Source organism: Bradyrhizobium sp. HKCCYLS20291 (assembly GCF_051167715.1).
In the GTDB taxonomy this organism is placed as follows: domain Bacteria; phylum Pseudomonadota; class Alphaproteobacteria; order Rhizobiales; family Xanthobacteraceae; genus Bradyrhizobium.
Genome location: NZ_JBNPTO010000022.1, coordinates 106,813 through 124,514, shown reverse-complemented (window position 1 = coordinate 124,514; position 17,702 = coordinate 106,813). Strand labels below are relative to the sequence as shown.

Below are 17,702 nucleotides of genomic sequence, written 5' to 3'. Positions count from 1 at the left end.
GGCGCGTCTCGCGCCAGCCTTGAGGCCGGCCGATCGCCGGCCTACCTCAAAGCACAGTTGCTCTGATCGAGACGGGATGCGCACGATAAAGCATGTCTTCCGAAAAAAAGAAAGATCGAATTCTGGACACGAGGCCGGGCTGGGCGATGTGATTGGTTCTGCGTGAGAATTGGCGTCTAGGAGGATTGCCGAGGAGCGCTGTCCAGGGCAGTTCATTTCCAAAAGGATTGCTCAGAAACCAGAAATCGAGTTACCGTTCTGAAATTGGGGCACGACAATGGATTTTTTCCTATTGCTCAAAAGAGCCGCTTTGACAGTACCATTCCTGATTTGGCAATCCGTTGCGGCGTCCGATGCTATCGCCCAGTCCGGGGCTGCCGGTCCCGTAGTCCCGCGAATTCTTACCATAAACGACTATCTCCTCTCAAAGACGACTTCCTACTTTGCGCAACTGGTAAATTCCAATACTGGGGATACTACTCCCATCCCAAACGCCGACGCTTTTGCCGAACTCGTTCTAACAACGTCAAGCGTTGAGATGTCGTCGGGTGGGCGTTACGCAGTCCTGTTTTCGACGTTTGCTGACCTGTACACGGTGCTCAAGTATGATGATCAGAAAAGAGTTTCGGCGATCTATTTCGCCGGTGGTCATTCTTTGGGTAAAAGGATAAGTGCCGGTAGTATAAAAGATGATGACGATTTCAAACTACGTCTCTTTCGACAGCGTCCCAAGCTCCAGCGGGACCTGGCTCGACTACTTTTTGAGGATGAATCAAGTATCATTGCGGCCTTGAGCGAGCTGCAGAGGGACAAAGCTGCCGCGAAAGAAGTGGTTAGAGGCCTATTGTTGCAAGTTCAAGGGATGCAAGAATATGAAAGATCGCCATGTAGGGAGGCTGTCGAAGTATTCCGTAGCAGCGAGACATTTGCCACGCGCTTTTCCGCTGGCAAGGCCGCTGCGGCATTCATGAAGCCCCGGGCGTTAGTGCGGATCTCCGAAGCCGATAATTTTGTACTGCAAGACGACCAAGTTGGGAGGGAGACTGCCTTTATTGAAGTTGGAGCGGCGCCAAACGGCGCAATCAGGCGGGTGAGAATTTTGTTGTCGTATTGAGAATAAAGCTTAAACGAGCATCGGATAAAATGATGTGCGAGCTTTGCAATCGAGCCACTGCATCTCTCGGGGTGGCACTAATTGGTGGTGCCTTCTTCGCGTCACAGCCAATATTTGCTCAAACTCCACTGGGGGAGAGCGCGGCTCCCCGTTCTGCAAATACGCTAGTGCTGAATCCTGTCGAGGCTACCCCAGTAAAGAAATCGGCGATCTTTGGCAGTCTCGAAAAACTCTCCACCGGTGGTGAGATTCTGGCGGAGACAAAGTACCACATGCCCACAGTGGGAAAGTTCTTGAAGGGTGCGGCAAGCGTATTCTCAATAAATGAGTCCTACCATGAGGGACTTGAGCACGGTCAAGAAAGATATCAAGCGGCGGGACGCGGGTTCGCGACTTGGGGCGTTAGTACATATGTTGGTGCAGCGGCTGTTGGCGTCGCATGCGGCGCCACAGCTGGCGCAGGTTGTCTTCTTCTTGGTGCAGGCGTCGCGATCTTTACCGACAAAGTGGCGGGTAAAGGCTATGATTACGCATTGAAGTGGTATGATCAGAAGCTAGACGCGTTGATCGGAAAGAACAGGCTAGACAGTGCCGACAGCTCGAATCCTGGCGATGACTGCATACAATGGGATGAACCAGGAAGACCCGAATGCGGCGACGGTACCCGTCAGGGCGCGCCAAGCGGGTCACCACTTAGCGGGTTTCCCTGGGGAAGGGGGCAGGCGCCTGCCTGGATCGGTATTGGTCCCTAAGTGCTATTTCAGCAGAATCTGATATTGGTCTTGAATTGAATAGACCTCCCGAAATCCCACTTTTTTCTCGCCGAAGAGGCATTTCTCTTTCGGAAAAATAGCTCGTTCTACTGGCGGCGTTTGAATGCATACGGTCCGAGCGTTGCCATTCCAGGCCCAACCATTTCCTCCTCGCTCTTCGGAATAGTAGTAAAAGTAACCTTTTGGAATTCCCGGGAGATCGACGCATTTGCTGGGGGAAAGACTCCACCATCCGCGTAGCATCCAGAAGTCTTCCCCTTCAATTGACCGATGGATAAGAATGGTATCGACGAGCTTGTTGGTCTTATTGCATAGCGTCAAAGTCAGAGTCCGGACTGAAGGGGCTTGGCTTTGAGCAATAGCTGGATCCTCGTTCCCAATGATAGGAGCAAGGCAGATTGCTGCGAACAAGCAGAGGCGGAACGTTTGAGTCATAAAGCGGGGCGGGATGAGCGTCGATGAACTGTCGGACACTTTGGCATAGGCGCGCGGTTCAAGCCAGAACGATAGCATGGGCACGCTTTCTAGGAAGCATGGGTTTGTCGCTTTTACTCTCCGGCTGCTTGGTCTCGGAGGGGGCGTTGTTCGATCCTAAGGAAGCGGTGGCCCCATTCTCTGGTGGTCGATACAAGGTAGAGCAGTACAGGGAATCGAGGTGGATATCGGTCGAAGACTGGGAGTTGAAGCCGAGTGACGATGGTTACATTTTGATCGATCAGAAGCTCGAGCAAAGTCCGGTTTGGCTGTTCGAGCTAAGTTCGGATACGTTCATCATAGACGTCAGTAGGGGTGGTGATCATCAGTATGGAATTGCGCGCGTTGAGGCGGGGGCGATAGTCGTATCCGGCGTGGATTGCTCAACCTACTTAGGGTCGGACACGGCTAAAAAATACGCGCCGGTTAGAGATGTGGGTGGGTACGTGTCTCGTTGCTATTTCGATGATAATCAAAAGTTGTTTGGGGCCATTGGCGAATCAACGAAGTTGGCCCAGCCTATCCTTCGCCTAACAGCAGTACTCCAACAGGCCGAAGGGGTGTCAGTACCGCCGCAGACCGAGGCAAACAAATCGCTCACGTCCCTTACTCTTTGCAACAATAGCCCTCTTACCGTATCGGCCATCTTACTTCACCAAAATCGTGTCGATGCGTCCAAACGGATGTTGTCGGGATGGTACGAGATCGAAAGGCATCAATGTCGAGATGTCGGGATGTTTCCCCGGAACGATTTGTTTGTGTACGGAAGGGCAAGTCAGGGAATGCGAAGTTTCGAATGGAAAGGTGAAACAAACCTCTACTGCGTAACACAGCGAAGAACCTATCGTGTCGTTCGGGACAACGAGCGCTGTGTTGTTGGGGAGGTCACTAAGCCATTTGCAAAGATAAGCGCGACGTTCGACGCTGCAAAGTATACATTCGGCTGGAGTGGGCCGCGCTGATTAGGTTTGCTTACGCCCGCGGTCGAAAAGAATGAGAACGGGGGGCTGGAGCGCACCCGTCGGAGGACACAGGTGGCATGGTCGGCGATGCGAGTTCGCCTTGCGCTACGGGCCGCTCCAGGATGACGCAGTATTGCGTGCGCGCTACCCTAGGCCTTAAATACAAGAACAAAGGTCGGTTTCCGGATAGCGATTAGGGACGGTGACAACTCCAGCAAACGCCCTGAAGGATCGCGAAATCGCCGCGTTCGCCGTAAGGCGTGGATGGCCGGGACGGAGCCCGGCCATGACGGTGGGGGAGTCGAGTCAGATACTTGTCGGGGGCGATTTGCTGGCCTCACCCCCGCCCGCGATACGGCGCCACGCCCTGGTCCGGCACCCACAGCCCCTTCGGCAGCTTGCCCGTCTGCCAGAACACGTCGATCGGGATGCCGCCGCGGGGGTACCAGTAGCCGCCGATGCGGAGCCATTTGGGCTTGATCTCGGCGGCGAGGCGCTTGCCGATGGCGACCGTGCAGTCCTCGTGGAACGCGCCATGGTTGCGGAAGCTGGCCAGATACATTTTCAGCGACTTGGATTCGACCAGCCACGGGCCGGGGGCATAGTCGATCACCAGATGGGCGAAGTCCGGTTGTCCCGTCACCGGGCATAGCGAGGTGAACTCCGGCACGGTGAAGCGGGCCAGGTAATCGGTGTCCTTCTGCGGATTGGGGACGCGGTCGAGCGTCGCCGCCTCCGGGCTGTCGGGGGCCGCCACCGCGCGGCCGAGCTGAAGGCCGGCCGATGTCAGGGTGGTGTTGGATCGTTTCGCCATTTGTCGTGTCACCTGTCGCAGCTGGCGCCCGTTTAGCCAATCGAGGGGCTTACGTCATCCGCTTCGTGATTTGGCCGCGACTTCCGCCGACTTCCACCCGACTTGGCCTTTTCGGACCCCCGGGCTTGCGGTAGAAGCGGCGCAGCAATGCCCACCCGAAAAGCCCGCGAGAGGACCTCATGACCGCCATCGTCGACATCATCGGCCGCGAAATCCTGGACAGCCGCGGCAATCCCACGGTCGAGGTCGACGTCGTGCTGGAGGACGGCTCGGTCGGCCGCGCCGCCGTTCCCTCGGGCGCCTCGACCGGCGCCCATGAGGCGGTCGAGCTGCGCGACGGCGACAAGCACCGCTATCTCGGCAAGGGCGTGCAGAAGGCGGTCGAGGCGGTCAACGACGAGATCTACGAGGCGCTGAGCGACATGTCGGCGCATGACCAGGTCCAGATCGACCAGATCCTGATCGAGCTCGACGGCACCGAGAACAAGAGCCGGCTCGGCGCCAACGCCATCCTCGGCGTGTCGCTCGCCTGCGCCAAGGCGGCGGCGATCTCCTACGACATGCCGCTGTATCGCTACGTCGGCGGCACCTCGGCGCGCACCTTGCCGGTGCCGATGATGAACATCGTCAATGGCGGCGTCCACGCCGACAACCCGATCGACTTCCAGGAATTCATGATCATGCCGGTGGGCGCGCCGAGCTTCGCCGAGGCGCTGCGCTGCGGCTCGGAGATCTTCCACACGCTGAAGGGCGAGCTGAAGAAGGCCGGGCACAACACCAATGTCGGCGACGAGGGCGGCTTCGCGCCGAACCTGCCGTCGGCGGATGCTGCGCTCGACTTCGTCATGGCCGCGATCGGCAAGGCCGGCTACACCGCCGGCGATGACGTGATGCTGGCGCTCGACTGCGCCGCCACCGAGTTCTTCAAGGACGGCCGGTACGTCTACGAGGGCGAGAATAAGAGCCGTTCGCGCTCGGAGCAGGCCAGGTATCTCGCCGACCTCGTCGCGCGCTATCCGATCTGCTCGATCGAGGACGGCATGTCCGAGGACGACATGGACGGCTGGAAGGAGCTGACCGACCTGATCGGCCACAAGTGCCAGCTGGTCGGCGACGATCTGTTCGTCACCAACGTCAACCGCCTCGCCGACGGCATCCGCAACGGCCGCGCCAACTCGATCCTGATCAAGGTCAACCAGATCGGCACGCTCACCGAGACGCTCGCCGCCGTTGAGATGGCCTACAAGGCCGGCTACACCGCCGTGATGTCGCACCGCTCGGGCGAGACCGAGGATTCCACGATCGCCGATCTCGCGGTCGCCACCAATTGCGGGCAGATCAAGACCGGCTCGCTGGCGCGCGCCGACCGCACCGCCAAGTACAACCAGCTGCTGCGCATCGAGCAGGAGCTGGACGCGCAGGCCCGCTACGCCGGACGCTACGCGCTGAAGGCGCTGGCCTGAGCATCGGCTGAAGCAAACAGGGGAGGCACGCATGGGCGTCGAGACACACGGCCTGCAGCTGCGGACATTGATCAAGCGCAGCGGCGAGCTTGAGCTGTCGCTCGTGGACGTGCCGACCCCGGAGCCGGGGCCGGACGAGGTCGTGGTGCGGATCGAGGCGGCGCCGATCAATCCGTCCGATCTCGGCCTGCTGGTCGGCGCGGCTGATCTTTCCACCGTGCAGCTGTCCGGCACCAAGGATCGTCCCGTCATCACGGCGAAGGTGCCCGAAGCCGGGATGCGGGCGATGGCCGCCCGCGTCGACGAGTCGATGCCGATCGGCAACGAGGGCGCCGGCGTCGTGGTCAAGACCGGGTCGTCGGACGCGGCCAAAGCGCTGATGGGCCGCACCGTCGCTGCGATTGGCGGCGCAATGTACAGCCAGTACCGCTGCCTCAAGCTCTCCGAATGCCTGCCGCTGCCGGCGGGCACGACGGCGGAGGAGGGTGCGTCCTGCTTCGTCAATCCGCTGACCTCGCTCGGCATGACCGAGACGATGCGGCGCGAAGGCCATACCGCGCTGGTGCACACCGCGGCCGCCTCCAACCTCGGGCAGATGCTCAACAAGATCTGCATCAAGGACGGCATCGCGCTGGTCAACATCGTGCGCAGTGCAGCACAAGCCGAGCTGCTGCGCGGCATCGGCGCGAAATACGTCGTGGATTCGACCTCGCCGACCTTCATGGACGATCTGACCGCGGCGCTGGTCGAGACCGGCGCCACCATCGCCTTCGACGCGATCGGCGGCGGCAAGCTCGCCGGCCAGATCCTCACTGCGATGGAAGCGGCGATCAACACGTCCGGCAAGCATCCCTACAGCCGCTACGGCTCTGCGGTGCACAAGCAGGTCTACATCTACGGTAGCCTTGACGTCAGGCCGACCGAGATCACGCGCAGCTTCGGCATGACCTGGGGCGTCGGCGGCTGGCTGCTGTTTCCGTTCCTGATGAAGATCGGCCGGGCGGACAGCGAACGGCTGCGCCAGCGTGTCGTCGATGAGCTCAAGACGACGTTCGCGAGTCACTACACGAAGGTGATCTCACTGGTCGAGACGCTCGATCCGGCCAACCTCGCAGCCTACGCCAAACGGGCGACTGGCGAAAAATTCCTTATCGACCCCAACAAAGTTAAGTGACCTAACGTCGCTCCTCGGACGTTGCGGACGGGCTTGCGTTTGGCCCGCAGCCGGAGACAATCCGCGCCGTTTTGGTTTTGGGGCGGTGTCTGCCGCGTATGCGCTGAGGAGATTGTCATGACTACCATCGATCGCCGTCGATTTCTCGCCGGTGCGGCCCTCGCCGGGGCCGCCGGCAGCCTGCCGCAACTGCTCGGCCGCGAAGCCCGCGCGGCCGTGGCGCCGGCCGGCGCGCAGGCGCCGGGCTTCTACCGCTACAAGGTCGGCGACTACGAATGCACCTCCGTCAATGACGGCGCGCGCACCTTCCCGATGCCCGACAAGTTCGTCGTCAATACCGCCAAGGAGGACGCGCTCGCGGCCGCGGAAAGCGGCTACATGCCGAAGGGCATGATCACGATCCCCTTCAACCCGCAGTTGATCAACACCGGCTCCAAGCTGGTGCTGATCGACACCGGCAACGGCGCCGGCGCGTTCGAGGCCAGCAAGGGCGCGGTCGGCCGCACCTTGCAGAACCTCGCCGCGGCGGGCGTCGATCCGAAGAGCATCGACGTCGTCGTGCTCTCGCACATGCATGGCGACCACATCAACGGCCTCAAGCTCGGCGACGGATCGCTGGCGTTCCCGAACGCCGAGATCAAGGTGCCCGCGAAGGAGTGGGCGTTCTGGAACAGCGACGAGAACGCCGCCAAGGCGCAGACCGAGCTGATGAAGGGCAACTTCGCCAACTTCAAGAAGGTGTTCGGCGGGCTGGAGAACAAGGTCACCCAGTACGAGTGGGACAAGGAGGTCGCGCCCGGCGTCACCGCGCTCGGCACCCCCGGCCACACGCCGGGCCACACCTCGTTCGCGGTGGCGTCGGGCAACGCCAAGGTGCTGATCCAGGCCGACGTCACCAACGTGCCCGAGCTGTTTCTGCGCAACCCCGATTGGCACGTGATGTTCGACACCGACGCCGCGATGGCGCAGGAGACCCGGCACAAGTTCTACGACATGGCCGCGGCCGAGAAGGCGAGGGTGATCGGCTTCCACTTCTCGTTCCCCTCGGTCGGCTACGTCGAGAAGGATGGCCCGCGCTACCGGCTGATCCCGGCGCCGTGGAATCCGGTGCTGTAAGTTTCTCGTCATTGCGAGCGAAGCGAAGCAATCCAGGGCCGAGCAAGGACTCTGGATTGCTTCGTCGCGGAGCCTGTCATCGGGCCGCGCTTTGCGCGGACCCGTTGGCTTCTCGCAATGACGGAGGAGAGAGTGTGCCAGGCCGCCTTTGGGCGGCCTGTTTGTTTGTCCGGGGAGGTTCCGGGCTTTCCGTTGCGACCGCGAACGCCTATGTCGGACGCATTCCACAGGGTCTCGCATGTCGACTGAACCATCTTCCTCCCGCGCCGATCTCTCCAACTGGCGCAGCGCGCCGTTCAGCCGCCGGGCGTTCCACAACATCCGGTCCATCCTGCCGGTCGCCGAGATCGAGAGCGCGCCGGGCAGTGCCTGGCCGTTGCCGGCGAGCCCGGTTGCGTTCGATGAGTTCAGCCTGCGGCTGCCCAAGGGCGGCACGCTCGATCTCGACGGCTTCCTGAAGGCGACGGCGACCGACGGCCTCCTGATCCTGCACGGCGGCCGCATCGTGTTCGAGCATTACGACGGCGGCACCGATCGCGACACGCCGCACATCCTGATGTCGGCGACCAAGTCGATCACCGGCCTGATGGCCGGCATCCTCGCCGGGCGCGGCGAGCTCGACATCGATGCCGAGGTCACGCGCTACGTGCCGGAGGTGGCGGAGACCGCCTATCGCGGCGCCACGCTCCGCCAGCTCCTCGACATGCGCGCCGGCATCGTGTTCGACGGCGCCGGCCTGCAGGCCTATGCCGACGCCGCCGGCTGGGAGCCGGTCGCGCCGGGCACCACGCCGAACCTGCACGATTTCTATGCGACGATGCGCGCCCAGGCGAAGCCGCATGGCGGCCCGTTCAGCTATGTCTCGTCCAACACCGATCTCATCGGATGGGCGATCGAGCGCGCCACCGGCCGCAGCTTCGCGAGCCTCGTCGGCGCGCTGCTGTGGAAGCCGATGGGGGCGAGCGGCGAGGCCTTCATCACCCTCGACCGCAAGGGTGCCCCGCGCTGCACCGGCGGCTTCTGCGCCACGTTGCGCGACTTTGCCCGGCTCGGCCAGCTCATGCTCTCGGGCGGCCGCCGCGGCTCGCAGACCATCATCCCCGAGGCCTGGCTCGACGACATCAGGCACAACGGCGATATCAAGGCCTGGCGGGACGGCCAATGGCGCGACAGTTTTGCGGCGATCAGCCGCAACATGCATTATCGCAGCGGCTGGTACGTCACCAACGACCAGCCGCAGCTGCTGTTCGCGATGGGCATTCACGGCCAGAACCTGTTCGTCGACGCCGCCAACAGGATCGTGATTGCCAAGCTGTCGACCTGGCCGCAGCCCGTCGAGGGCCAATCGATCTGGCTCACGCATCAGGCCGTGGCTGAATTCACCCGCGTTCTGCGCGAGCAGCCGGTCCGCTAGCGCCGACCGCACAGGGTGCGGAGGGGCCTCGGATCGCGGCAGGGTTGATGCCGATCAAGGCGATCAGAGCTCGCGGGGCGCAGCTTTCCCAGCCAGCATCATGGACCGGAGGAGATCATGCGTCCGTTCCTTCTGGCCGCGGCCATCCTGGGGATCACATTCAGTTTCTCATCTCCGGCCCGCGCGGGATGCTGGCCGAGTGAAAGCTACCCGCTGGTCTGCTGGCTCGACACCAAGGGATGGGGCTGCGTTGCGCACCACGCGCTCACCAGCGCCAAGGCGGTCAACTATCCGCAACCCCGCTACTCGTTCTACGAGCTCGAAGCGACGCATTGGTGGACGTCCGGTCCGACCACGGCCTGTCCGCCGACCAAGACGACCAAGTTCACCGGCACCTGGGACCGCGAAACCGGTCTCGCCGAGGAAACCGCCACGACCAGCGGCGGAACGTTGTCCCGCCACATCACCTGCAGTCACAACCCCTGGACCGGGCAGGGTCCGTCCGATGTGCCGATCTGCGCCTCGGCCGCGAACGATCCCAATGCGGGATCTCCGGCCTCGGCCGCTCTGCTGTCACCGAACCAGAAGTACGATCTGCTCCACGTTCAGGAGCCGCTGCACACGCGGTGTCAGCTGATCTCGCCATCCGAGTTGGGATCGACCTGGCTGAAAGGAAGCTCCGTCGTCCAGGTGGTCGTCGCGCATCACGAGTTTCAGGCCATCGAATGGCATCTGTGGTACATGCCGTTCTACGAGTTCGGCGCATGGCAGGAGGTTCCGCCACCGAAGCCGAAGTTCATCATGATGTGGCCGGTCACCAAATATTCCGAACGCCGGATCGCAACCTCCACCCACAAATTCTGGCTGAACAAGGCCGGCCGATGGAAGGTCGTCGCCGTGCCCAAGCCGACCTCGCCGCAGGCCCAGGCGATCGCGACGACCGTGACCAACGAGTGCCCCGGCGCCTACTTCAACATTGAGTGACCATTGAGTGACTGGCCTGGCCGTGATCGCCGGCCGCGCGTTCGGGAAACACTGCGTTTCCTGGCGGTGGATGTTCATGCACTTGCATGAAATTGCGCGGAGCGCTTAAGGTCCGCCTACGGTTTCAACGCAGAAGGATGCTTTCATGCCCGCCCCGTATTCGATCGTCGCGCTCGTCGGCAGTCTCCGCAAGGAGAGCTTCACGCTCAAGATCGCCAAGGCGATGGCGAAGCTCGCGCCCGCCAGCCTCAAGATCGAGGTGGTCACGCTCGAAGGCCTGTCGTTCTTCAACCAGGACCTCGAGGCCAACCCGCCGGCAGACTGGCTCGCGCTGCGCGACAAGCTCAAGGCATCGAACGGCGTGCTCATCCTGACGCCGGAGTACAACCGCTCGATCCCCGGCGTGCTGAAGAACGCGATCGACATCGCCTCGCGCCCGTATGGACAGAGCTCGTTCCTGGGCAAGCCGGTCGGCCTGATCTCGAACTCGCCGGGCCCGCTCGGCGGCGTCGCCGCGGCCAAGCACCTGCAGAACATCATGCCGGGCATCTCGGGCCCGGTGATGGGCCAGCCGGAGATCTATCTGAACGGCATCGGCGATGCGTTCGACGGCCAAGGCGAGCTGACCAAGGAGTCGCTCAAGCCGGTGCTGCAGCAATATCTGGAGGCCTTCGCCGCCTTCGTCGCCAAGCAGAACGGCTGAGACCTTGGGCGACATGTGAAGCTCGCACGGGCCGCAGTCGCCAAGCGCATGACGGGTATGATCGGGGCAGGGCGCCAGCGCGCCTTGCCCCGATTGGCTTCAAGTCGGGGGCCGGTCAGCCGCGCCGGCAGGGTTAGCGATTCCTTAACCGGGGCGCCGCATTCTCCCGGCCATGGTCTCCCGCGCACGCCTGAAATCCTTCCTCACCGGGCTCGCCCTCTACACGATGGCGGCGGCCATCGTCGGCTATTTCGGCATCAACGCCTACACCGGCCGCTATGGCCTGAATGCCCGCCAGGAGCTCGACCAGGAGATCGTGTCGCTGACCTCGGAGCTGGTCCGGCTGAAGCAGGAGCGGGCCGAGGGCGAGAAGCGGGTGTCGCTGCTGCGCTCCGACCGGGTCGATCCCGACATGCTCGACGAGCGCGCGCGCTTCCAGCTCGGCTATGCCAACCCGCACGACCTGATCCGCATCAATCGCCCGCAGTGACGCCGAGGCGATCGGCCGCGGGCGCGATGATGGCTGCCACATAAGCGCGCAGCAGCATCAGGATTTCAAAATCGCTGCCCCTCGCATTCTATTATTTCGTGCTCGCTGCAGTGCGGCACGGGCAAAGTGAATGGCGGTTCACGCAGTCCTTTGACGTGCCATGGAGTTGAGTTAGAGAAAGCTACTTTTTCTCTCATCCGGAATTGCCATGGCCGCACCCAAGAAGACCGCCGCAAAGGAACACGGGCAGGACAGAGACAACGGCCCGCCGCCGGAATTCACCAGAGAACAGGAATTGGCTGCGCTGCGCGACATGCTGCTGATCCGTCGCTTTGAGGAGAAGGCGGGTCAGCTTTACGGCATGGGTGCGATCGGCGGCTTCTGCCATCTCTACATCGGCCAGGAGGCCGTCGTCGTCGGCATGCAGATGGCGCTGAAGGACGGCGACCAGGTCATCACCGGCTATCGCGATCACGGCCATATGCTGGCCTGCGGCATGGATGCCAAGGGCGTCATGGCCGAGCTCACGGGACGCCGCGGCGGCTATTCCAAGGGCAAGGGCGGCTCCATGCACATGTTCAGCATGGAGAAGAACTTCTTCGGCGGCCACGGCATCGTCGGCGCCCAGGTCTCGCTTGGCACCGGTCTGGCGCTCGCCAACCGCTACCGCGGCAACGACTCGGTCAGCGTCGCCTATTTCGGCGACGGCGCGGCCAACCAGGGCCAGGTCTATGAGAGCTTCAACATGGCGGAGCTCTGGAAGCTGCCGGTGATCTACGTCATCGAGAACAACCGCTATGCGATGGGCACGGCGGTGTCGCGCGCCTCGGCGCAGACCGACTTCTCCAAGCGCGGCATCTCCTTCAACATCCCGGGCGAGCAGGTCGACGGCATGGACGTCCGCGCCGTGAAGGCTGCGGGCGAGCGGGCTGCGGCCTGGTGCCGCGAGGGCAAGGGTCCCTTCATCCTGGAAATGCAGACCTACCGCTATCGCGGCCACTCGATGTCCGACCCGGCGAAGTACCGTACCCGTGAGGAGGTCGAGAAGGTCCGTCACGACCAGGATCCGATCGAGCAGGTGCGCAACCGCCTGCTGGCGGCCAAGGTCAGCGAGCAGGACCTCAAGGCGATCGACGCCGACGTGCGCAAGATCGTCAACGAGTCAGCCGATTTCGCGCAGGCCGATCCCGAGCCGGATCCCGCCGAGCTCTACACCGACGTCTATCGCTGAGCGCGCAAGCTGATATTCCTGGAGCTGATATGCCAATTCAAGTTTTGATGCCTGCGCTGTCGCCCACGATGGAGAAGGGCAACCTCGCCAAATGGCTGAAGAAGGAAGGCGAGGCGATCAAGTCGGGTGACGTGATCGCCGAGATCGAGACCGACAAGGCCACGATGGAAGTCGAGGCGACCGACGAGGGCACGCTCGGCAAGATCCTGATCCCCGAGGGCACCGCTGACGTCGCGGTCAACACGCCGATCGCAACCATCCTCGCCGATGGCGAGACCGCTGCCGACCTCGGCAAGGTGGCCGCGCCGGCCAAGCCGGCCGCTGAAGCCGCACCGATGGCTGCCGCCGAGACGCCGGCCATCTCTGCAGCTGCGCCACAAGCCGTGGCACAGCCCGATCCGGAAATTCCCGCCGGCACCGAGATGGTGACGGTGACCATCCGCGAGGCGCTGCGCGACGCGATGGCCGAGGAGATGCGCCGCGACGGCGACGTCTTCATCATGGGCGAGGAGGTCGCCGAATATCAGGGTGCCTACAAGGTCACCCAGGGCCTGTTGCAGGAGTTCGGCGCCCGCCGCGTGATGGACACGCCGATCACCGAGCACGGCTTTGCCGGCATCGGTGTCGGTGCTGCGATGGCCGGCCTGAAGCCGATCGTCGAGTTCATGACCTTCAACTTCGCCATGCAGGCGATCGACCAGATCATCAACTCCGCGGCCAAGACCTTGTACATGTCCGGCGGCCAGATGGGCTGCTCGATCGTGTTCCGCGGGCCCAACGGCGCCGCCGCGCGCGTCGCCGCGCAGCACAGCCAGGACTACTCGTCCTGGTACTCGCACATCCCCGGCCTCAAGGTCGTCGCGCCGTATTCCGCGGCCGACGCCAAGGGCCTGCTCAAGGCAGCGATCCGCGATCCGAATCCGGTGATCTTCCTCGAGAACGAGGTGCTGTACGGTCACTCCGGCGAGGTGCCGAAGCTCGACGACTACATCATCCCGATCGGCAAGGCGCGTATCGCCCGTGCCGGCAAGGATGTGACGATCATCTCCTGGTCGAACGGCATGACCTACGCGTTGAAGGCCGCCGATGAGCTCGCCAAGGAGGGCATCGAGGCCGAGGTCATCGACCTGCGCACGCTGCGTCCGATGGACACCGAGACCATCATCGCCTCGGTCAAGAAGACCGGGCGTGCGGTCACGGTGGAAGAGGGCTGGGCGCAGAGCGGCGTCGGCGCCGAGATCGCCGCGCGCATCATGGAGCACGCCTTCGACTATCTCGATGCGCCGGTGACGCGCGTGTCCGGCAAGGACGTGCCGATGCCGTATGCGGCGAACCTCGAGAAGCTGGCGCTGCCCTCGGCTGCTGATGTCGTGCGGGCCGCCAAATCCGTGTGCTACCGCTAAGGGACCCCCAGATGGCCGGACCCAAGGAGCAGCCGCTGCCGCCCGACGTCGTCGGCCGCGAGGACGCCACCGAAGTGTTGCGCGCCTTCGTGCTCGATGGCGGACTCTCGATCGCCTTCCAGCGCGCCTTCGAGGAGCCGGACGTGTGGGGGCTGCTCCTGGTCGACGTGGCCCGACATGCTGCGCGCGCCTATGCGCGCGAGAGCGAGTATTCCGAAGACGAGGCGCTGCAGCGCATCGTCGAGATGTTCGAAGCCGAGCTGGCTCGGCCGACTGATACGGGCACCACCAGCCCCAGGTCGAAACAAGGTCACTGATCATGCCGATCAACATTCTGATGCCCGCGCTGTCGCCGACGATGGAGAAGGGCAACCTCGCTCGTTGGCTCAAGAAGGAAGGCGACCAGGTCAAATCCGGCGAGGTCATCGCCGAGATCGAGACCGACAAAGCCACGATGGAAGTCGAGGCGGTCGACGAAGGCACGCTCGCCAAGATCCTGGTGCCCGAGGGCACGCAGGACGTCCCCGTCAACGACGTGATCGCGGTGCTCGCCGGCGAAGGCGAGGACGTCAAGGCCGCCGGCAGCGCGCCGGCAGCGCCGAAGCCTGAGGCCAAGCCGACTGCGTCAGCGGCTCCCGCCGCGGCGCCGGCGCCTGCTGCTGCACCCGCGGCAATGTCGGCCGCCGCGCCTGCGCCAGCCGCACCTGCGGCTGCGCCCCAGGCCAACAACGGCCACGCCCGCATGTTCTCGTCGCCATTGGCGCGCCGCCTTGCCAAGGACGCCGGCATCGATCTCGGCCGCATCACCGGCACCGGCCCGCATGGTCGTGTCGTTGCCCGCGACGTCGAGGATGCGAAGTCTGGTAAGGGCCTCAAAGCCGCGCCGTCGGCTGCTCCCGCCGCGGGCGCTCCTGCAGCAGCTCCGTCGATGTCCGACAAGCAGATCCTTGCGCTGTTCGAGCCGGGCTCCTACGAGGTCATCCCGCATGACGGCATGCGCCGCACGATCGCGCAGCGCCTGACCGCAGCGACGCAGACGGTCCCGCACTTCTACCTGACGATCGACTGCGACATCGGCAAGCTCTTGGCCGCGCGCGAGGAGATCAATGCGGCCGCTCCGAAGGACAAGGAGAAGAAGCCGCTCTACAAGATTTCGGTCAACGACTTCGTCATCAAGGCCATGGCGGTCGCGCTGCAGAAGATCCCGAACTGCAACGTCAGCTGGACCGAAGCCGGCATGGTCAAGCACAAGCATTCCGACGTCGGCGTTGCGGTGGCGATGCCCGGCGGTCTGATCACGCCGATCATCCGCAAGGCCGAAACCAAGACGCTGTCGGCGATCTCGAACGAGATGAAGGATTTTGCCGCGCGCGCGCGGACCCGGAAGCTGAAGCCGGAGGAATATCAGGGCGGCACCACGGCCGTGTCCAACCTCGGCATGTACGGCATCACGCACTTCACGGCGGTCATCAACCCGCCGCATGCGACGATCCTTGCGGTCGGCACGTCGGAGGAGCGGCCGGTGGTGCGCAACGGCAAGATCGAGATTGCCAGCATGATGAGCGTGACCTTGTCGTGTGATCACCGCGCCATCGACGGCGCGCTCGGCGCCGAGCTGATCGGCGCCTTCAAGCAGCTGATCGAAAACCCCGTGATGATGATGGTGTGACGTTGTTTTCCGGAGCGGGATGGCTGACGGGGCCGGCGCATGCGTATAAGGACGCGGTGGCCCTGGATCACGGCATCGGCGAGCATCGTGCTATCAGCCAACCCGCTCGGGATCGACGTCATCCGATCCGCTTTCTTCTCCGGCGAGGCGCTGTCGCGCGGCATCTGGGCCCCGATCGTGCTCGCCGGGTTCGCGATCTCAGCCGCGCTGATGCTTGTCGAGGCCATGATCCGAAGCTGGATCTGGCGACGCTCCATCGGCAGCACCACGACGAACTCATATCCGACTGCTTCAGTTGAACGGGAGCCGTAATGGCCGACACATCCTTCGACGTCATCATCATCGGCTCGGGCCCGGGCGGCTACGTCACCGCGATCCGCGCCGCCCAGCTCGGCTTCAAGACCGCGATCATCGAGAAGTCGCATCTCGGCGGCATCTGCCTGAACTGGGGCTGCATCCCGACCAAGGCGCTGCTGCGGTCGGCCGAGATCTATCACTACATGCAGCATGCCAAGGACTACGGCCTGTCGGCGGAGAAGATCTCCTACGACCCGAAGGCGGTGGTGCAGCGCTCGCGCGGCGTCTCCAAGCGGCTTGCCGACGGCGTCGGCTTCCTGATGAAGAAGAACAAGGTGCAGGTGATCTGGGGCCGCGCCAACATCGACGCGCCCGGCAAGATCACCGTGACCAAGTCCGACGTGGAAGCGCCGAAGGGCGCGCTGGGCGAAGGCACCTACCAGGCCAAGCACATCATCGTCGCGACCGGCGCGCGGCCACGCGTGCTGCCGGGCCTGGAGCCGGACAAGAAGCTGGTCTGGACCTATTTCGAGGCGATGGTGCCCGACAAGATGCCGAAGTCGCTCTTGGTGGTCGGCTCCGGCGCGATCGGCATCGAGTTCGCCTCGTTCTTCCGCAGCATGGGCTCGGAGGTCACGGTGGTCGAGGTGCTGCCGCAGATCCTGCCGGTGGAGGACGCCGAGATCGCCGGCATCGCCCGCAAGCAGCTGGAAAAGCAGGGCCTCAAGATCATGACCGGCGCCAAGGTCACCAAGCTCGACAAGAAGAGCGACAGCGTTGTCGCGACGATCGACGACGGCAAGGGCAAGACCGAGACCGTCGAGTTCGACCGCGTGATCTCCGCGGTCGGCGTGGTCGGCAACATCGAGAATCTCGGGCTCGAGAAGCTCGGCGTGAAGACCGATCGCGGCTGCATCGTGATCGACGGCTACGGCAAGACCAACGTGCCCGGCCTCTACGCGATCGGCGACGTCGCCGGCCCCCCGATGCTCGCGCACAAGGCCGAGCACGAGGGCGTGGTCTGCATCGAGGCCATCAAGGGCCTGCATCCGCACCCGATGGACAAGAGCCTGATCCCGGGCTGCACCTACTGCCACCCGCAGGTCGCTTCCGTCGGCCTCACCGAAGCCAAGGCAAAGGAGCATGGCCGCGACATCCGCGTCGGCCGCTTCCCCTTCGTCGGCAACGGCAAGGCGATCGCACTCGGCGAGGACCAGGGCCTGGTGAAGGTGATCTTCGACAAGAAGACGGGCCAGCTGATCGGCGCCCACATGGTCGGCGCCGAGGTGACCGAGTTGATCCAGGGCTATGTCGTGGCGATGAACCTCGAGACGACCGAGGAAGAGCTGATGCACACCATCTTCCCGCATCCGACTTTGTCGGAGATGATGAAGGAAGCGGTGCTCGACGCCTATGGGCGCGTGCTGAACATGTAGGTTGCGACGAGGCGGGAGCATCGACATCAAGACTCTCGAGAGTCCTGACGGAAATGAGCGCGTGCTGATTTTGCAGCGTGCTGATGGCCACTATACCTATCGTAGGCAATGGCGTCAGGATGCCTGGCAGTTTACCTACGGCGACGAGGAAGGGTGGGGACCGCCCGGTCCTGATTGCGGAATTT

Annotated in this window: 17 protein-coding genes; 14 read left to right on the top strand and 3 right to left on the bottom strand. The window is 63.3% G+C overall.

Features of this window, described 5'->3' with window-relative positions:
* Positions 1–277: 277 nt before the first annotated feature.
* On the top strand, positions 278–1,114 hold the full coding sequence (locus tag ACQR07_RS33280; RefSeq protein WP_434906278.1) for a hypothetical protein: 837 nt from the start codon (positions 278–280) through the stop codon (positions 1,112–1,114).
* A gap of 755 nt (positions 1,115–1,869) precedes the next feature.
* On the opposite strand, the gene ACQR07_RS33275 is transcribed toward ACQR07_RS33280, so the two are convergent.
* Complete coding sequence (locus ACQR07_RS33275; RefSeq protein WP_434906277.1) at positions 1,870–2,400, bottom strand: DUF1036 domain-containing protein; 531 nt, start codon at positions 2,398–2,400, stop codon at positions 1,870–1,872.
* A gap of 68 nt (positions 2,401–2,468) precedes the next feature.
* On the opposite strand from ACQR07_RS33275, the gene ACQR07_RS33270 reads away from it, so the two are divergent.
* On the top strand, positions 2,469–3,323 hold the full coding sequence (locus ACQR07_RS33270; RefSeq protein WP_434906276.1) for a DUF1036 domain-containing protein: 855 nt from the start codon (positions 2,469–2,471) through the stop codon (positions 3,321–3,323).
* 337 nt (positions 3,324–3,660) lie between these two features.
* On the opposite strand, the gene queF is transcribed toward ACQR07_RS33270, so the two are convergent.
* Complete coding sequence (gene queF, locus ACQR07_RS33265) at positions 3,661–4,137, bottom strand: preQ(1) synthase (RefSeq protein ID WP_434906275.1); 477 nt, start codon at positions 4,135–4,137, stop codon at positions 3,661–3,663.
* Between the two features lie 179 nt (positions 4,138–4,316).
* Between queF and eno the strand changes: the two genes are divergently transcribed.
* The 11 genes from eno (at position 4,317) to ACQR07_RS33210 (ending at position 15,784) form a co-directional block, all read left to right on the top strand.
* Positions 4,317–5,600: a phosphopyruvate hydratase gene (gene eno / locus ACQR07_RS33260; RefSeq protein WP_434906274.1), complete on the top strand. Its 1,284-nt coding sequence runs from the start codon at positions 4,317–4,319 to the stop codon at positions 5,598–5,600.
* 31 nt (positions 5,601–5,631) lie between these two features.
* A complete protein-coding gene (locus tag ACQR07_RS33255; protein WP_434906273.1) occupies positions 5,632–6,774 on the top strand; it encodes a zinc-binding dehydrogenase in 1,143 nt (380 codons plus the stop codon).
* A gap of 117 nt (positions 6,775–6,891) precedes the next feature.
* On the top strand, positions 6,892–7,890 hold the full coding sequence (locus ACQR07_RS33250; RefSeq protein ID WP_434906272.1) for an MBL fold metallo-hydrolase: 999 nt from the start codon (positions 6,892–6,894) through the stop codon (positions 7,888–7,890).
* A gap of 238 nt (positions 7,891–8,128) precedes the next feature.
* Complete coding sequence (locus ACQR07_RS33245; protein WP_434906271.1) at positions 8,129–9,304, top strand: serine hydrolase domain-containing protein; 1,176 nt, start codon at positions 8,129–8,131, stop codon at positions 9,302–9,304.
* Positions 9,305–9,421: 117 nt separating this feature from the next.
* Positions 9,422–10,288 carry a hypothetical protein gene (locus ACQR07_RS33240; protein ID WP_434906270.1) on the top strand — a complete coding sequence of 289 codons (867 nt, stop codon included), beginning with the start codon at positions 9,422–9,424 and terminating at the stop codon, positions 10,286–10,288.
* Positions 10,289–10,433: 145 nt separating this feature from the next.
* Positions 10,434–10,991, top strand: a complete 558-nt coding sequence (locus ACQR07_RS33235; RefSeq protein ID WP_434906269.1) for an NADPH-dependent FMN reductase — start codon at positions 10,434–10,436, stop codon at positions 10,989–10,991.
* 172 nt (positions 10,992–11,163) lie between these two features.
* Entirely contained in the window at positions 11,164–11,481 is a 318-nt protein-coding gene (locus tag ACQR07_RS33230) for an FtsB family cell division protein (RefSeq protein WP_434870590.1), read from the top strand.
* Between the two features lie 208 nt (positions 11,482–11,689).
* Positions 11,690–12,712, top strand: coding sequence for a pyruvate dehydrogenase (acetyl-transferring) E1 component subunit alpha (gene pdhA, locus ACQR07_RS33225; RefSeq protein WP_434870591.1), 1,023 nt, complete (start codon positions 11,690–11,692; stop codon positions 12,710–12,712).
* A 29-nt stretch (positions 12,713–12,741) separates the two neighbouring features.
* A complete protein-coding gene (locus ACQR07_RS33220) occupies positions 12,742–14,115 on the top strand; it encodes a pyruvate dehydrogenase complex E1 component subunit beta (protein WP_434906268.1) in 1,374 nt (457 codons plus the stop codon).
* Between the two features lie 11 nt (positions 14,116–14,126).
* Positions 14,127–14,432 (top strand): DUF5076 domain-containing protein, encoded by a 306-nt coding sequence (locus ACQR07_RS33215; protein ID WP_434870593.1) that lies wholly within the window; start codon positions 14,127–14,129, stop codon positions 14,430–14,432.
* A 2-nt stretch (positions 14,433–14,434) separates the two neighbouring features.
* Positions 14,435–15,784, top strand: a complete 1,350-nt coding sequence (locus ACQR07_RS33210) for a pyruvate dehydrogenase complex dihydrolipoamide acetyltransferase (RefSeq protein ID WP_434906267.1) — start codon at positions 14,435–14,437, stop codon at positions 15,782–15,784.
* Here ACQR07_RS33210 and ACQR07_RS33205 read toward each other — a convergent pair.
* Positions 15,697–16,053: a hypothetical protein gene (locus tag ACQR07_RS33205; RefSeq protein ID WP_434906266.1), complete on the bottom strand. Its 357-nt coding sequence runs from the start codon at positions 16,051–16,053 to the stop codon at positions 15,697–15,699. The genes ACQR07_RS33210 and ACQR07_RS33205 overlap by 88 nt on opposite strands.
* Positions 16,054–16,095: 42 nt before the next feature.
* Here ACQR07_RS33205 and lpdA point away from each other — a divergent pair, with 42 nt between their 5' ends.
* Positions 16,096–17,517 (top strand): dihydrolipoyl dehydrogenase, encoded by a 1,422-nt coding sequence (lpdA, locus tag ACQR07_RS33200; protein WP_434906265.1) that lies wholly within the window; start codon positions 16,096–16,098, stop codon positions 17,515–17,517.
* Positions 17,518–17,702 lie beyond the last annotated feature (185 nt).

Excerpts from the sequence above, each read along its gene's own strand:
- ACQR07_RS33215 (WP_434870593.1), top strand. The coding sequence starts at position 14,127 with ATGGCCGGACCCAAGGAGCAGCCGCTGCCGCCCGACGTCGTCGGCCGC.
- ACQR07_RS33275 (WP_434906277.1), bottom strand. The coding sequence starts at position 2,400 with ATGCTATCGTTCTGGCTTGAACCGCGCGCCTATGCCAAAGTGTCCGAC.
- ACQR07_RS33250 (WP_434906272.1), top strand. The coding sequence starts at position 6,892 with ATGACTACCATCGATCGCCGTCGATTTCTCGCCGGTGCGGCCCTCGCC.
- lpdA (WP_434906265.1), top strand. The coding sequence starts at position 16,096 with ATGGCCGACACATCCTTCGACGTCATCATCATCGGCTCGGGCCCGGGC.
- ACQR07_RS33230 (WP_434870590.1), top strand. The coding sequence starts at position 11,164 with ATGGTCTCCCGCGCACGCCTGAAATCCTTCCTCACCGGGCTCGCCCTC.
- ACQR07_RS33235 (WP_434906269.1), top strand. The coding sequence starts at position 10,434 with ATGCCCGCCCCGTATTCGATCGTCGCGCTCGTCGGCAGTCTCCGCAAG.
- ACQR07_RS33255 (WP_434906273.1), top strand. The coding sequence starts at position 5,632 with ATGGGCGTCGAGACACACGGCCTGCAGCTGCGGACATTGATCAAGCGC.
- ACQR07_RS33240 (WP_434906270.1), top strand. The coding sequence starts at position 9,422 with ATGCGTCCGTTCCTTCTGGCCGCGGCCATCCTGGGGATCACATTCAGT.
- pdhA (WP_434870591.1), top strand. The coding sequence starts at position 11,690 with ATGGCCGCACCCAAGAAGACCGCCGCAAAGGAACACGGGCAGGACAGA.
- ACQR07_RS33220 (WP_434906268.1), top strand. The coding sequence starts at position 12,742 with ATGCCAATTCAAGTTTTGATGCCTGCGCTGTCGCCCACGATGGAGAAG.
- ACQR07_RS33280 (WP_434906278.1), top strand. The coding sequence starts at position 278 with ATGGATTTTTTCCTATTGCTCAAAAGAGCCGCTTTGACAGTACCATTC.
- eno (WP_434906274.1), top strand. The coding sequence starts at position 4,317 with ATGACCGCCATCGTCGACATCATCGGCCGCGAAATCCTGGACAGCCGC.
- ACQR07_RS33245 (WP_434906271.1), top strand. The coding sequence starts at position 8,129 with ATGTCGACTGAACCATCTTCCTCCCGCGCCGATCTCTCCAACTGGCGC.
- ACQR07_RS33210 (WP_434906267.1), top strand. The coding sequence starts at position 14,435 with ATGCCGATCAACATTCTGATGCCCGCGCTGTCGCCGACGATGGAGAAG.
- queF (WP_434906275.1), bottom strand. The coding sequence starts at position 4,137 with ATGGCGAAACGATCCAACACCACCCTGACATCGGCCGGCCTTCAGCTC.